Here is a 14917-nt window from a genome sequence, read left to right as displayed (position 1 = left end):
GACCGTACGGACAACCCGGCTTGCGCTGTGAGACCCGGTCTTGTCCTGAAACCCGCTGGTCAGCACCTCCTCAGCCGGGCACCACCGCGCCGGTGGCCGTCGCCTCGGCGACCGCCAGCCCCAGCCGCAGCGACGCCAGACCCGCCTCCACGGAGGTCTCCGGCGTGGCCCGCCGCCGGACGCAGTCGACGAAGTGCGCCAGCTGCGCGTCGAAACACAGGTCGTTCCAGGGACGGTCCAGGCGAACCTGCTCGGTGCCGTCGGCGGTGTGCAGCGTGGCGACCCCGCCGGGACGGTCCAGCAGCACCACCCCGTCCGGGCCGAGGGCCCGGAACTCCCCCCGCGGCGACACCGGGAACTGCCAACCGATCTCCAGCCGGGCCAGGTCACCGTTGTCGTACCGGACCAGGGCCGAGACGAAGTTCTCCGCCGGCAGGTCGGGACGGGACCGCACCCCGGACGCCCGTACGTCGACCGGCCGCGCCCCGGTCACGTACGCCAGGTAGTCGGCGAAGTGCGCGCCCTCGTGCACGAAGGACGGCCCGTGCGCGAGGAAGTGCGCGATCCGCCCGGTGTGCACGGTGTCGGCCGGGTCGTACCGCTCGTCGAACCCGCCGAGGGTGTAGACGACCGGCGCGCCGAGCCGGCCCGCCCGCACCCACCGGCGGAGCGCCCGGACCAGCGGGGAGAACCGGTTCTTGAAGCCGATCTGCACGATCCGGTCGGTCGCCGCCACCGCCGTCCGGACCCGTTCGGCCGTGCCCAGGTCCACCGCCATCGGCTTCTCGCACAGCACGTCCAGTCCGGCGGCCACCGCCGCCATGGTCAGGTGCGGGGAGACCTCCGGCGGGGTGGCCACGACCGCGACGTCCGCGCCGGCCCGGACGGCGGCCGCCAGGTCGGGCAGTTCCGGCACCCGGTACGCCGCCGACGCCGCCCGCCGGCGCTCCGCCGAGCTGTCGAGCACCCCGACCAGGGTCACGTCCGCGCTGCGGGCCACCGCCGGCAGATGTCCGGTGGCCGCGATGTCACCACAGCCGAGGACGACGGCGCGCACCGGCCGGTCAGTCATCGCTGACCGCCGTCCACCGCCGCCGCCGCTGGTCGACCAGCCCCAGGTGGTAGAACGCCAGCGAGGGCGCCGTCCGGGTCCCGGCGACCATCGCACGGAACACCGCCTCGTCGGGCACGTGCTCGGGCAGCAGGGAGAGACCGAGGTGCAGCCGGTCCGGCCGGTCCGGGGCGAGCGACTCGGCGGCAAGCACCGCCCGCACCCGCTCCGGTGGGCCGTATGCGAGCACCCGTACCGCCGCTCCGGTCCGTTCGATGTCAGCGAGCCGCACGCCGGTCACGGCCCGGTCGCCGACCGAGACGAACTCGACCGGCACCGGGCACACCCGCACCAGTTCCGCCACCAGCGAGGTGACGGCCGCGCAGCGCACCTCCTGGTACGCGACGAACCCCGGCACCTGCGACAACGGCTCGCCGTCGGGTGTCCGGTACGCCTGCACCCACCGCTCGCGTAGCCGGCGGACCAGCTCGTCGACGTCCACCCCGCCCGCCGCTGCGGCCCGGCGGCAGTGCGCGCAGAAGCAGATCGACAGGAGCCGGGCCAGGGTGTCGGGGTCGGCCCCGGTGAGTTTGGCGTGCCCGTGGTGCGGCAACGGCATCCAGTACGCGGACTCCAGTTGCACCCGGTCGGCGCGGGCGCCGACGTCCCGCACCAGCGTGGCGACGTACGCCCGGACCAGCGGGTCGGCGACACAGAGCGCCGCCTCGACCCGCTCGTCCCACAGGGTACGGACCGCCAGCTCCGGGTACCGCCGACCGAGCCCGTTGTGCAGGCACACCGTCCACGCGGTCAACTCGCAGTCGGCGGCGGTGGCCAACCGCCGGCCGACGGTCAACGCGTCCCCGATCTCGTCCACCCAGGGCGACACGACCGGCCGGACGGCGCTGTCCGCCCAGCACGCCCGGTCCGGCCGGTGGTAGACGGCGCTGCGCGGCAGCTCGACGATCCGCCGCCGGGGGTTGTCCGGCACCGTGGCGAAGAAGCTGTGGTAGCTGACCGCCACGTTCACCGCGTCGAGGCCGGTGGCGCGGACCAGTCCGGCGGTCAGCGGCACCCCGTGGTCGACGATGTCCCAGGGAAAGATCCAGGCTGATGTGGTCGTCACCGGGTCCTCAACAGTCGCTCGGCGTTGCCGTGTGCCATGGCGGCGGCCGCCGCCGGGTCCTGGTCGGCGAGGAGCAGCCGGTGCACCGCGAGCCGGTGCCGGGTCAGGTGCGGGTCTCCGTAGCCGCTGTCCGTGCCGAGGCTGATCTTCTCCGGGCCGACGAGCGCGACGATCTGCCGGAAGATGCCCAGCGGCGCCGTGCCGCACAGCGTGACGTGCAGGTTGGGGTGCCGGAGGACCGCGGCGACAGCGTCGCGCCACAGGTCGAACAGCCCGCCGTGCGCCAGGACCACGGTCAGGTCGGGGAACCGCTCGGCCAGGTACGCGATCTGCAACGGTGACGAGTACGGCGGGGTGCCGTCGTGGACGACCAGCGGCAGCCCGGTCTCCGTCGCGGCCTCGGCCACCGGGTCGAGACACTCCTCAACCGGGGAGAATCCCTGCAACCACGGATGCAGCTTGATCGCCCGACAGCCGAGTTCGCCGGCACAGCGGCGCACCTCGTCGGCGGCGTCGGGCCGGCGCGGGTGGACACTGCCCAACGGGACGAGCCGCCCGCCGGAGTCCGCGCAGGCCGCCGCGACCGCGTCGTTGGCCGGACGCGGGTCACCGACCAGGCCGTCGAAGGTCATCACCACCGACCGGGCCACGCCCATCTCGTCCATCGCGGCGAGGACGTCGTCGCGCCGCCAGCCGCGCCCCGCCGCCGAATCCGCCGTGGGCAGGTGGGTGTGCATGTCGAAGAAGCTCACGCCGGTGTCCTCCGTCCCGCCGTGGCACCGACGGCGAAGCCGGGCCCGGCGAACAGTCGGGCCGCCACCGCGCCCAGCACCTGTGCCCGGGCCGGCTCGTCGAACCCGGCGTCGTCGACCCGGGCCAACTCCAGCCCGAGGTCGTTGGCGGGCAGGTCGCTGGCGAACAGCATCCGGTCGACGCCGATCGCTTCGGCCACCCGACGCAGGTGTCCCGGGCCGTTGTACGCGGTCTCCGCGACCAGGTTGGCCGCCCCGGACAGGGCCGGGACCAGGTCCAGGGCGAAGTCGGTACGGCCGGACCGGCCCATCACGAACGGCACCGTCGGCCAGCGGCGGGCCAGCTCGGTGAGCTGGAACGGTTCGGCCGCCACCGGGATCCCGGTGACCACGTAGACCGGTACCGCGCGCTGCGCCACCTCGTGCAGCAACCCGTCCACCAGCGGGGACAGCAGCGGGAAACCCTGCTGCGCCGGGGCCAGCTTCAGGCCGACCAGGCCGTCGTCGAGAGCCCGCCGCAGGTCGTCCACCGCCCGGACGCCGTACCACGGGTTGGCCGCCGCCCAGCCGGCGAGCCGGTCGGGGTGGTGCCGGACCGCCGCCGCGATCGTCTCGTTGCCCTCGCGGTTGTCCACCGCCACCCACCGACCGACCGGCCCCAGGACGGCCCGCCGCACCCCGTGCGTGTCCAGTAGCCGTAGTAGGGCGTCGACGTCGGTGACGCCGAGGTCGTCCCCGAACCGGACATGGCTGTCGATCATGTCGGGGTACCCGTCGGCGCGCACGCCGCCGTCGACCGCCCGGCGCGGCGCTCCGCTACGCACGCTCGGGCGGGTGAACGTCGCAGCAGGTCAGGGAGCATCACCGGGTCCTTCCGTCGGGTACCACCGGTATATCGCGGGCCACCGGCGCATGGGGTGCGCGGCCTTGCACAGCACCGGGCCCATACCTGCTCCCCTGGCCGGTGGCCCGGTCCTGGTCATCGGTGGCAGAGTGTCCGGGCAATCCCACGAGCGAGGAGAGCCGTCGTGACTGACCGTGTCCCGTCCCGTCCCCGGATCGCGCTGGCCACCTGTGCGGCCGTACCGGATCTGGGGCCGGACGCCGAACTCGTGCCGGCGCTGGCCCCGTTCGCGGCCGCGGACGTCGTGGTCTGGAACGACCCGACGGTGGACTGGTCGGAGTACGACCTGGTGCTGATCCGGTCGACCTGGGACTACCTGGCGGACGTCGATGCCTTCCTGCGTTGGGCCGACGAGGTCGAACGGCACACGACGCTGCTGAACCCGGCCGGGATCGTTCGGTGGAACTGCGACAAGCGGTATCTGGCCGAGCTGGCGGCGGCGGGCGTGCCGATCCTGCCGACCCGGTTCGTCACGGCGGCCGATCCGGCCACCGCCGTCGAGTCGGCGGTGGCCGGGTACGCCGCGACCGGGGACGTGGTGGTGAAGCCCAGCCGGAGCGCCGGCGCCTTGGGGGCGGGACGGTTCAGTGATCCGGCCGCCGCCGTTGCGCACACCCGGGTGCTGCTCGACGCCGGGCAGACGGTGCTGGTGCAGCCGTACCTGTCGAGCGTGGACACCCGGTGGGAGACCGGGGTCTACCTGGTCGGTGGCGTCGTGACGCACGCCGTTCGGAAGCGGGGGCTGTTGCGCCCGGACGCCGCGCCGGCCACCGACCACTCGCTGGCGGACAGCCAGGAGGTGGTGGCGACGACCCCGGAGCCGGCGCTGGTCGACTTCGCCCGGCGGGTGCTGGCCGCGCTGCCGGTGCCGGCACCGGCCTACGCCCGGGTGGACATCGTCGAGAGCGCGGACGGGCCGCTGCTGATCGAGTTGGAGCTCATCGAACCCGCCCTCTTCCTCGACCTCACACCCGGGGCGGCCGGGCGGGTCGTGGACGCGTTGCGCGGCTTCGTCACGCGGGCGACGTCGTCGACCGACCGGGTCGGCGGACCGCTCCCACGGAGCTGACCGGCACGTTACTCATCCGGTTCGGTCGATTCTCGTCCCGGTTGCCCCCTAGCGCTGCCGCCCAGCCGGCAATATTCTCCATGGCGCGTACGGAACTTGTAGCTCCTTTACAGGTCCCGTGCCGTCGTCGGCTGGCCAAGGAGAGAACATGATCTTCGACAACCCGGAACTGGACCGCCGGACCCTGCTGCGGGCGGGTCTCGGCACGGCGGCGGTCGCGGTGGTCGGGAGCGGGTTCGCGCTGCCGCGGGCCGCGCACGCCGCGCCCGGCACGGACCTGGACTGGATCCTGAGCTGCGACGAGTGGGGGGCCCGACCGCCGAAGGACCCGCTGGCGGTCAGCACCATCCCGACCAACAAGATCATCGTGCACCACATGGCCTTCCCCAACACCATCGACTACTCCCAGGAGCAGGCGATCCGGCTCGCCAAGAGCTGCCAGGACCTGCACATGGACGGCAACGGCTGGTCCGACACCGGGCAGCACTTCACGGTCAGCCGGGGCGGCTACGTCCTCGAGGGCCGGCGCGGCAGCCTGGACACGCTCGCGGCCGGCGAACGGCAGATGGTCTCGGCGCACTGTCCGGGCGAGAACGGGCGGGCCATCGGCATCGAGAACGAGGGCACCTACGTCACCGAGACGCCGCCGCAGGCGCTGCTCGACTCCCTGGTCAAGCTGTGCACGGCGATCTGCCGCCAGTACGGTCTGCACGCCCACGACATCTTCGGGCACTGGGACTTCCGCGCCACCCTGTGCCCGGGGGCGATGTTCTACCGGGAGTTCCCCGCCCTGCGACGGAAGGTCTTCACCGCCCTCGGCACCGACCTGGCCGACGTACCGGCCCGGCGCTGGCCGGACATCTGGCGCTTCGTCGGCGGCCCGGTGGTGCGGGTCGCCCAGTACCTGCTCGCCCACCGCGGCTATCCGGTCACCGTCACCGGTGCCTTCGACGCCGCCACCGTGACCGCCGTCCAGGACTGGCAGGCGCGCAACGGCATCCCGGTCGACGTCGACGCCACCCTCACCGGCCCGACCTGGGAAACCCTCGCCCCCGAACTGGACAAGCACGCCACCGGCCTGCCGATCAGCGCGGTACAGGAGATCCTCAACGCCAAGGGCTACGCCGACGTCACGGTCACCGGCGCGTACGACCCGGCCACCAAGCACGCCGTCAAGGACATCCAGCGGCTGCACGGCCTCGCCCCCAACGGCAAGGTCACCACCAGTACCTGGTGCGCGATCGTCGGCGGTGTGGTCCGGCAGTCGTTCCGGGCGGCCTGAGCCCACCACCCGACCCGACCCCGACCGGTAAACCATCGGCAGCCGACCTCGACCGGCACCATCGGCAGCCGGCTCCGATCGGCCACTTTCGGCGGCCGGACCCCGACCGGAGCACCGCCGACCGGCCCGGGGCCGACCGTACTCATCCGTCCAGGCTGGCTGGACCGCCACGCCTGGTGGTGGGGAGACGCCCGGCGGTGGACGTCACGAGCAGTCCACCGCCGGGCGCACGCCACCGACCGGCACGCCACCGACGACGCACACCACCGACCGGGGTGCCACCGCACGCATCCGGGCGCGGACGTATCGTCACGACGTGACGTACGCGGAAACCGCTCCATGGTGGACGGCGCTGCCCGCGTACCGGGTCTGTCAACTGGCCGGGGTGGATCCGGACCACCTGGAACTCGCCCTGGACCCGTTGCCCGCCGACGCCCCGGCGGTGCTGCGGTACCGGCCGCCGGCCGGGCCGCATCCGGCGGGCCAGGTGGCCGCGCTCCTCGACGCGACGGACCGGGCCGCCGTCGCGCTGTTTCCCCACTGGCTGCCCGGCGCGGACCGGCTCGACGGCCCCGGGACACTGAGCGTCGGGGCGGCACGCGCGCTGGCCGCCGAGGTGGCGAGCCGGTCCCGTGGCTTCGGCCCGTTCCTGGCCGATCTGGCCGAGCGGGCCCTGCGTACCGCGGCAGCCGGCCACGCCCACCCCACGCCGCCGACCGGCCACACCGAAGCCGGGCCGACGACGGACCACGCCGGAACTGGGCCGACGACCGACCTGAGCCGGCCCGGGACGACGAAGCCCCTCGGCCGGTCCGGGACGACCACGGACCGGTGGCGGGCCGGCCGGACGGACCGGGCCCGCTTCCCCGCCGAGGTACGCGCCGCCGGTCTGGTCCGGGTTCTCGCCGAAGCCTGCGACCGCCGGTCGGTGGTCCTGCTGGTCCGGGTACCGGACGGGTTCACCCCGGCCGACGAGTACGCGCTGAGCGCCGCCGCCGAGTGGTTCGTCCAGCATGGACGGTGTGCGGTCTGGTTCACCGGGGCACCGCTGCGTACCGTGGACCGGCTCCACACGGTCACCCTGCCCGACCCGCCCGACGTGACACCGGCACCGCCGGCCCCCGGTCCCGCCCCGCTCGACACGACACCGCCGACCCCGGCCCCCGCCCGCGTCGATCCGGCACGGCCGGCCGCCGGCACCGTCGGTGCGGCACCGGCACCGCCGGGTCCCGGAGCGGTCGACGCGTCCGGTGGTGCCGTCCGGCCACCGGTCGGTGCTTCCGGGCCCGCTGAGCCGCCGTCCCTGCGGGTGCCGCCGCGCTCCGGGCTGCCGCGTGCCGACAGTGCCGCCGAGCAGACCCTGGAACGGGCGCTCGCCCGGCACGGGTGGGCCGGCGGCCGGCACTGGAACCACACCCTGACCTGGCACACCCTGGCCCGGCCGTACCGGCTCGACCTGTTCTGGCCCGCCGAGGGCCTGGTGGTGGAGGTGGACGGCCCGGAGCACCGGGAGCGGGTGCGGTACGCCGACGACCGGCACCGCGACGCCCAGCTCCAACTGCTCGGGCACGACGTGCTCCGGTTCACCAACGACCAGGTGCTCACCGACGTGGACGCGGTGGTGGGCACCATCCGGGACCTGCTGGCCGGACGACGCGCGGCCGGCGTGCGATACGAGGGGACGAGGCACCATGTCGACCGTTGAGGCTCTGCCGAACCTGACGCCCAACCAGATCAACGCGCTGGTCGTGCTGATGGTCGAGGCGCGCGAGCTGACCAACACCGAGCTGCGTGAGCTGGCCGGTTTCGCGCTCACCGGGGCGGACAACGCCAAACTGGTGAAGCTCGGCCTGGTCACCACCGACCGGTCGCAGCGGCCCTTCTCGCACGAGCTGACCGAACGCGGCTGGCACGTCGCGCGGCACCTGCACGCCGCGCGGCCGCCGCGCCAGGCCGGCTCGGCCACCCGCTCGCTGCTGACCGTCCTCGGCAACGTGCACCGCGCGCTGGCCGGGCGGCAGATCAGCCCCGCCGACTTCTTCCGGCCGGGCTCCCCCGGGCCGGACGCCGGACCGGACTTCGGGCCGGCCGACAACGCTGGCACCATCGACAACGCCGTCAGCGTGGCGGGGACCGGTGATCCCACCCGGGCCGGGAGTGCGGCACCGGCCGACGACCCCGCAGCGGTCCCCGAGGGTGACCCGTTCGGTGACCCGCAGGCGCTGGTCCGGGCGGCCTACCGCGAGCTGGCGGTCACCCCCGGGGACTGGGTGGGCCTGGCCGACCTGCGCGAACTCCTCGACGAGGTCGACCGGGACGTGGTCGACGCGGCACTGCGCGGCCTGGTACGCCAGCCCGACGTCCGGATCATCCCGGTCGCCAACACCAAGTCCCTGACCGCCCGGGACCGGGCGGCCGCGGTCCGGATCGGTGACGAGGAGAACCACGCCCTGTCGATCGGGGCGGCATGATCGGGCCGAACGAACGCGCCGCGCTGGAGGCGCTCAGCTTCAACCCGGCGGCCACCCCCGACGACGTCTGGCGGCCGTCCCCGTACGACGTGCCGGAACTGCACGAGCAGGTGGTCCGCGACATCCTGCACGGGGTCGGGCGGGCACGTCGGGCCGACGTCGGTCAGCCGCTCGGCGTGGCGATGCAGGGGCGGGCCGGCTCGGGCAAGACGCATCTGCTCGGCGCGGTACGCGACCAGATCCAACGCAAGGGCGGCTACTTCTTCCTGGTCAACCTGATCAACGGGAGGACGTTCTGGGAGAGCGTGGCGCTCGCTCTGGTGGAGGGCCTGGGTCGGGACGCGATCGGGTGGGGCACCCAGCTCACCACCCTGCTGCGCCGGCTCTCGGCCCAGTTCGGCGTTCCCGCGCCGGTGCGGGACGCGGTCGCCGGCCGTACCCCGATCACCCGGGCCGACCTGGACGTCTTCGTCCGGGCGCTGCGCGGCTACGACCGGGAGGTCGGCCGGGACGCGCAGGACACCGCGCGGGCGCTGGTGCTGCACGGCTCTGCCGAGTACGAGGCCCAGGACGTCGGGTACGCGCACCTGATCTCGGAGCCGGGCGATCCGGCGGCCCGTACGTTCTGGGGGCTGGCCGGGCCGGTGCGGTCCCCGCAGCAGATCGTGCAGGACATCTCCCGGCTGGCGGCGCTGACCCTGGAGCCGACCATCATCGCGGTGGACCAGCTCGACACCCTCTTCGCGCAGACCAGCACGGCGTTCTTCGACCGGCACGAGGGGCTGGAGGAGGCGACCGCCCGGGCGGTCGGGCCGGTCGCCGACGGGCTGCTGACGTTGCGGGACGTCACCCGCCGGACACTGACCGTCCTCTCCTGTCTTCCCGACACCTGGACGCTGCTCACCCGCAGCGCACCCACCCCGGTCGCCGACCGGTTCCGCACCGCCGTCCTGCCGGACCGGATCCCCACCCCGGAGATCGGGCGGGCGATCGTGGAGAAGCGGTTCACCGCGGCGTACCGGGACCTGCGGTTCACCCCACCCCATCCGACCTGGCCGATCGCGCCCGGGGCGTTCGCCGACGCCCCGGACCTCACGCCGCGGGCGCTGCTGCGCCGGGTCGACCGGCACGTCACGGCGTGCCGGGAGCGGAACGAGGTCACCGAACTGACCCGGCTGATCGAGGTGGGCCCGGCGACCGTGGACCCACCACCGGCCGCTGCCGACCCGGCTGATTCCACCAGGTCGGACAGGAAGGCCGGACCCGGCGGACCGGACCGGCTGGGCCGGCTCGATGCCCGGTTCACCGAGCTGGTCACGGCGGCCCGGGGCACCGACGCGATGCGGCCCGACACCGAGGACGTCCGGATGCCGGAACTGCTCGGGGCGGGCCTGGCCGCGTGGATCGGCGAGCAGGCACCGACCGGTGCGACGTACCGGCACGACCCACCGCCCGGACGGAAACCGGCCCTGCACGGCCGGCTGGTCGAGGTGCTCGACGAGGCCACCGAGAACGAGGCGCACTGGTGTTTCCGGGCGGTCACCAGCGACAACGCGATCGCCGTGTTGAGCCGGGTCCGGGCCGCCTGCACGATGGCCGGGCTGGACCGGGAGGTGCCGCAGCGGCGGCTGGTGCTGCTGCGCAACGGGCCGTGGCCCAGCGGTCGGCGGACCACCGAGGTGCTGACGGCGTTCCACGCGGCCGGGGGCACTGTGCACGCCGTCACCGACGACGACCTGCGGGTCTTCGCCGCGCTGCGGGCGCTGGCCGCCGAGGCGGACCCGGCGTACCCGGACTGGCTGGTCGCCCGACGGCCGGCCAGCCGCACCACCCTGCTGCGGGCGGTGCTGGGTGACCCGGCCGGCAGCCGGTCGGCCCCGACCGCCGCCCGGCCGGCCTCCTCGCCGACCACCCGGGACTCGGCCGGGCCACCGCCCGCAGCGCACCCGGTCGCGCCGTCGACCAGCGGGAACCCGGCCGGGGCGGCCGGGGACGCGGCCACGTCGCCGGCCGTGGTCGGGCCGGTCCCGGGCGGGCACCGGCCGACGATCCGGCTGGGCCACGTCGTCACGGACGGTCGCCCGTTCGAGGTGGACCTCGCCTCGCTGCGCCGGCACAGCGTGATCTTCGCCGGCTCGGGTTCCGGCAAGACCGTGCTGATCCGGCGGTTGGTGGAGGAGTGCGCCCGGCAGGGCGTCTCGGCGATCGTGCTGGACCCGAACAACGACCTGGCCCGGTTGGGCGACCCGTGGCCGCGCCCGCCGGCCGGTTGGCTGCCCGGTGACGAGGACCGGGCCCGGGACTACCTGGACCACACCGAGGTGGTGGTCTGGACGCCCCGGGTCACCGCCGGCCGGCCGTTGAGTTTCCAGCCGCTGCCCGACTTCACGCCGGTCCGGGACTCGCCCGACGAGTTCGACCAGGCGATCCGGTCGGCGGTGGAGGCGCTCGCGCCCCGGGCCGGGGTGGCCGGTACGACGAAACTCGCCCAGCAGGGCCGGGCGGTGCTCACCGAGGCGTTGCAGGCGTACGCGCGCAGCGGCATGCTCGGCCTGCCCGGCTTCACCGAGTTCCTCGCCGACCTGCCCGACGGGGTGAGCCGGATGGCCCGCGCGGAGAAGCTGGCCCACGAGGTGGCCGAGACGTTGAAGGCGGCGATGGTCACCGACCCGCTCTTCGGTGGCATCGGCGCTCCCGCCGACCCGGGCATGCTGCTCACTCCGACGCCCGGCCGACGGGCCCGGGTGTCGGTGGTGAGCTTCGTCGGGCTGACCTCCGACCAGCAGCGGCAGAGTTTCGTCAACCAGCTCCAGATGGCGTTGTTCGCCTGGATCCGGCGGCATCCGGCCGGGGACCGTCCGCTGGGCGGTCTGTTCGTGATGGACGAGGCGCAGACGCTCGCCCCGTCGACCGGTCACACGGCGTGCACGGCCAGCTCGATCGCGCTCGCCTCGCAGGCCCGCAAGTACGGGTTGGGGCTGGTCTTCGCCACCCAGGCCCCCAAGGGGCTGCACAACCAGATCTCCGGTAACGCGACCAGCCAGTTCTTCGGGTTGCTGAACTCCCCCGCGCAGATCGAGGCGGCCCGGGGGCTGGCGCAGGCCAAGGGCGGCCGGCTGCCGGACATCGGTCTGCTGGGCAGCGGGGAGTTCTACGCCGCCGGGGAGGGCAGCCCACTGGTCAAGGTACGGACGCCCATGTGCCTGAGCCACCACCCGTCCGCGCCGCTGAGCCCGGAGGAGGTGATCGCCCGGTCACGGTGACGCTTCGTCGCACCAGGATGACGATCCGTCGCCGGACACGGCCGTACGGCTTGACTTCCGTATCCGGAACCTATACACGTTGCAGGGCACGTCACGCAGTGTCGCCACGTGAAATCAAGGAGTATCCGGATGCCGGAAGACATCGGATCGACGGTGCCCCGCCGACAGCTCGGTCGGCTGCTGCGCCAGTTCCGCACCGAGGCAGGTGTCACGCTCGACGCCGCCGCCGAGGCGCTGGAGTACAGCCGGCAGAAGATCTGGCGCATCGAGTCCGGCACCGGATCGGTCCGCGTCCTCGACGTCAGGGCGATGTGCGAGTTGTACGGGGTGTCACCGGAGTTGACCGAGTCGATGCGCGCACTGGCCGTACAGACCCGGGCGAAGGGCTGGTGGCAGGGGTACGCCGACGTGCTGCCGGCCTGGTTCGAGCTGTACGTCGGCCTGGAGTCCGCCGCCGCGCACCTGCGGGGCCACGGTGAGTCGGTGGTCCCCGGCCTGTTGCAGACCCAGGAGTACGCCCAGGCGTTGCACCGGCTCGACCACCCCCGGGCCGGCGAGACGGAACGGGACCGGGCGGTCGCTTTCACGCTGCGCCGGCAGGCCCTGCTGACCCGTCGTACGCCGACCGCGCCCCGGGTCCGGCAGATCCTCTCCGAGGCGGTGCTGCGGCGCACGGTCGGCGGGCCCGCCCTGATGACCGCGCAGTTGCAGCACCTCGTCGACGCGAGCGGACCGGGCAACGTGTCGGTCCGTGTCCTGCCGTTGGCCGCCGGGCCGCCACCGGGCGCGGCGGCGGGCACCTTCGTGATCCTCGACTTCCCCACCCCCCGGGGCGGTCGGGCCGCCGCCGAACCGTCGGTGGTCTACCACGAGTCGCTCACCGGAGCGCTCTACCTGGACAAGCCGGACGAGGTGCAGGCGTACGAGGACACCTGGCGGGGGCTGGACCGGCTGGCCCTCAACGAGAGCGACTCCATCGACCTGATCAAACAGGTCATCGGGGAGCTCCGGCACGACTGACCGCCGGATCGACGCACAGCCATCCGACCGTGAACCGACGAAGGGAGATCCGATGCACGTGCTCACCAAAGCCGCCGTGGCCGTGGCCGCGACCGTGCTGGGCAGCACGACGGTCGCCGCTCCGGCAGCCGCCACCACACTGACCGTCAAGGGTAGCTGCAGAATCGATATCGGGTTCAACACCCCGTGGGAGAACTTCACCTGCAACGCCTCGGCCAGCGGCGGCACCGGCGACTACCTCTACACCTGGAAGTCGCTGATGCCGTTCACCTACCTGGACGAGACCGAGGGGCAGTGGGTCACCGGGTACTGCTCGTTGACCGACCAGACCCAGGTGCAGGTGACGGTCACCAGTGGCGCGGAGACCGCCAGCGCGGTCGTCCCGTTCCGCTGCGACTAGCCGGCAGGCAGACCGGTCCGGGTACGTCGGCGCGTACCCGTCCGGCACCGGCCCGGCGACGGACGACAGCAGCCGCTGAACCCGTCCGTCGTCGGCCGGTGCTCCGGGTCCTTCGCGAGCAGACGACAACCCGACCGGTGAGGTCCCACCCCGCCGGGTGGAATCCCCACGATCACAGGGACTTCTCGAAGCAGAGCTGGTTGTACGGCGAGGGGCTGTAGGCGGCGATCTGGTGGTAACCGCTGCTGCGGTACAGCGCGATCGCCTCGGCGAGTGCACGGTGCGTGCCCAGCCGGACGGTGCCCACGCCGTGCTCGGCGGCGTCGGCCTCCAGCCGCTCCATGAGGCGTCTGCCCAGGCCGAGGCCCCGACAGGTGACGTCGGTCCACAGGTGACGGATCTCCGCGACCCCGGGCGCCAGGTGGACCCACGCCCCGCACCCGGCGGGTCTGCCGTCCTCGCAGGCGAGCAGGATGCTTCCGGTCAGCTCCTCGGGCGGGGTCAAGGTCGCCTCGTCGTAGCCCTCCGGGAAGCGTCCGGCCAGCTCGGCCGCGTAACGGCGCAGGCACCACCAGGCCCGTGGGTCGTCCGCCGCGACCGGGGTGATCGTGACGGTCGCCAACCGGAGCAGCCGCCGGATCTGCTGCTGGGCGGCCACCAGTTCCTGCTGCTGGCCCGCATCGAGTTCGCCGAGCAGGGCGGTCGCGCCGGCCCGGGACCGGTCGTCGAGGATCTCGCGTTCCCGTCGGCCGGCGTCGGTGAGTTCGGCGATCCGGGCCCGCCCGTCGGTGGGGTGCGGGGCGACGCGGACCAGGCCCTGCTCCTCGAGGGATCGCAGCAGCCGGCTCAGGTAGCCGGAGTCGAGGCCGAGGCGGTCGCGTAGGTGACGGACGGCGGCCCGGTCGCCGATCTCCCAGAGCAGCCGGGACGGCCCGAGGGGGCGGTCGAGACCGAGGTAGTGATCGGTGAGCAGGCCGAGGCGCTCGGTGTAGAAGCGGTTGAAGTCGCGTACCCGCTCGATCAGGTCAGGCTCCACCCGCCGAGGTTAGCTGACCGGAGTCAGACAAGTCGGCGCGCACGCCGACGCGGGGCGCACGCCGGAACTCCCCTGGACCGGTCCCAGCTCAGTCCAGCAGCCAGTGCCGGACGTCCGGGACGGCATCCACGCCACTGAGGATCACGGCGACCGCGAACACTCCCAGCGCCAGCACCACCGGAGGCCGGGTCAGGGCGTCCCTCCGCGCGGCCGGAGCCAGGAGTAGCACACCCACCAGGATCAGCGGCCCCAGCACGACCGCCGGCCCGGGGCCGACGATCGCACCGATCACCGCGAACGCGTGCAGGACCAGCACGACGAGACCGAGGATCCCGGAGGCGAGGTCCTTCGGATCGTGGTTCCCGCCCGTGACCGCCTCATGCCCGCCGATGGTCAGTCGCGCCACGACGTAGAGCACGAGCGCGGCGCAGTAGCAGAGCCCGAGCAGGAGTTGAAGCCCCACTCCCGTCCGCACGACGAGCGACCGCAGGATCCGCCCGTCCTGGCTCGTCGTGCCCGCACCGGCCGCCATGTCGTCCCCGT

13 protein-coding genes are annotated in these 14917 nt (G+C 73.7%); 7 read left to right on the top strand and 6 right to left on the bottom strand.

The window, feature by feature from the left end:
* Positions 1-70: 70 nt before the first annotated feature.
* From PVK37_RS19495 to PVK37_RS19480, 4 genes are read right to left on the bottom strand one after another with little or no spacing between them, the layout of a single operon-like run.
* Entirely contained in the window at positions 71-1072 is a 1002-nt protein-coding gene (locus tag PVK37_RS19495) for a Gfo/Idh/MocA family protein (RefSeq protein ID WP_275028939.1), read from the bottom strand.
* The gene (locus PVK37_RS19490; RefSeq protein WP_275028938.1) at positions 1065-2177 is read right to left on the bottom strand and encodes a hypothetical protein; all 1113 of its coding nucleotides are present in this window, start codon (positions 2175-2177) and stop codon (positions 1065-1067) included. The genes PVK37_RS19495 and PVK37_RS19490 overlap by 8 nt, the downstream gene beginning before the upstream one ends.
* A complete protein-coding gene (locus PVK37_RS19485; RefSeq protein ID WP_275028936.1) occupies positions 2174-2929 on the bottom strand; it encodes an amidohydrolase family protein in 756 nt (251 codons plus the stop codon). Before PVK37_RS19485 ends, PVK37_RS19490 begins: the two co-directional genes overlap by 4 nt.
* Positions 2926-3753, bottom strand: a complete 828-nt coding sequence (locus PVK37_RS19480) for an amidohydrolase family protein (RefSeq protein ID WP_275028935.1) — start codon at positions 3751-3753, stop codon at positions 2926-2928. The genes PVK37_RS19485 and PVK37_RS19480 overlap by 4 nt, the downstream gene beginning before the upstream one ends.
* A 204-nt stretch (positions 3754-3957) precedes the next feature.
* Here PVK37_RS19480 and PVK37_RS19475 point away from each other — a divergent pair, with 204 nt between their 5' ends.
* From PVK37_RS19475 to PVK37_RS19445, 7 genes are all read left to right on the top strand, one after another.
* Complete coding sequence (locus PVK37_RS19475) at positions 3958-4902, top strand: ATP-grasp domain-containing protein (RefSeq protein ID WP_275028933.1); 945 nt, start codon at positions 3958-3960, stop codon at positions 4900-4902.
* Between the two features lie 148 nt (positions 4903-5050).
* The gene (locus tag PVK37_RS19470) at positions 5051-6184 is read left to right on the top strand and encodes a peptidoglycan recognition protein family protein (protein WP_275028932.1); all 1134 of its coding nucleotides are present in this window, start codon (positions 5051-5053) and stop codon (positions 6182-6184) included.
* Between the two features lie 316 nt (positions 6185-6500).
* The gene (locus tag PVK37_RS19465) at positions 6501-7889 is read left to right on the top strand and encodes an endonuclease domain-containing protein (RefSeq protein ID WP_275028930.1); all 1389 of its coding nucleotides are present in this window, start codon (positions 6501-6503) and stop codon (positions 7887-7889) included.
* The gene (locus PVK37_RS19460) at positions 7876-8655 is read left to right on the top strand and encodes a hypothetical protein (RefSeq protein WP_275028928.1); all 780 of its coding nucleotides are present in this window, start codon (positions 7876-7878) and stop codon (positions 8653-8655) included. The genes PVK37_RS19465 and PVK37_RS19460 overlap by 14 nt, the downstream gene beginning before the upstream one ends.
* Positions 8652-11918, top strand: a complete 3267-nt coding sequence (locus PVK37_RS19455) for a helicase HerA domain-containing protein (RefSeq protein WP_275028926.1) — start codon at positions 8652-8654, stop codon at positions 11916-11918. Before PVK37_RS19460 ends, PVK37_RS19455 begins: the two co-directional genes overlap by 4 nt.
* A 129-nt stretch (positions 11919-12047) precedes the next feature.
* Positions 12048-12938 (top strand): helix-turn-helix domain-containing protein, encoded by an 891-nt coding sequence (locus PVK37_RS19450; RefSeq protein ID WP_275028925.1) that lies wholly within the window; start codon positions 12048-12050, stop codon positions 12936-12938.
* Positions 12939-12990: 52 nt separating this feature from the next.
* On the top strand, positions 12991-13338 hold the full coding sequence (locus tag PVK37_RS19445) for a hypothetical protein (RefSeq protein WP_275028924.1): 348 nt from the start codon (positions 12991-12993) through the stop codon (positions 13336-13338).
* Between the two features lie 172 nt (positions 13339-13510).
* Here the strand turns inward: PVK37_RS19445 and PVK37_RS19440 are convergent, their stop codons facing one another.
* Together PVK37_RS19440 and PVK37_RS19435 are read right to left on the bottom strand one after the other, a co-directional pair.
* On the bottom strand, positions 13511-14374 hold the full coding sequence (locus PVK37_RS19440) for a helix-turn-helix domain-containing GNAT family N-acetyltransferase (protein ID WP_275028922.1): 864 nt from the start codon (positions 14372-14374) through the stop codon (positions 13511-13513).
* Positions 14375-14462: 88 nt separating this feature from the next.
* Complete coding sequence (locus tag PVK37_RS19435; RefSeq protein ID WP_275028920.1) at positions 14463-14906, bottom strand: hypothetical protein; 444 nt, start codon at positions 14904-14906, stop codon at positions 14463-14465.
* Positions 14907-14917 lie beyond the last annotated feature (11 nt).

Source organism: Micromonospora cathayae, assembly GCF_028993575.1.
Lineage (GTDB): Bacteria > Actinomycetota > Actinomycetes > Mycobacteriales > Micromonosporaceae > Micromonospora > Micromonospora cathayae.
This window is presented reverse-complemented; position numbering and strand designations above follow the sequence as displayed.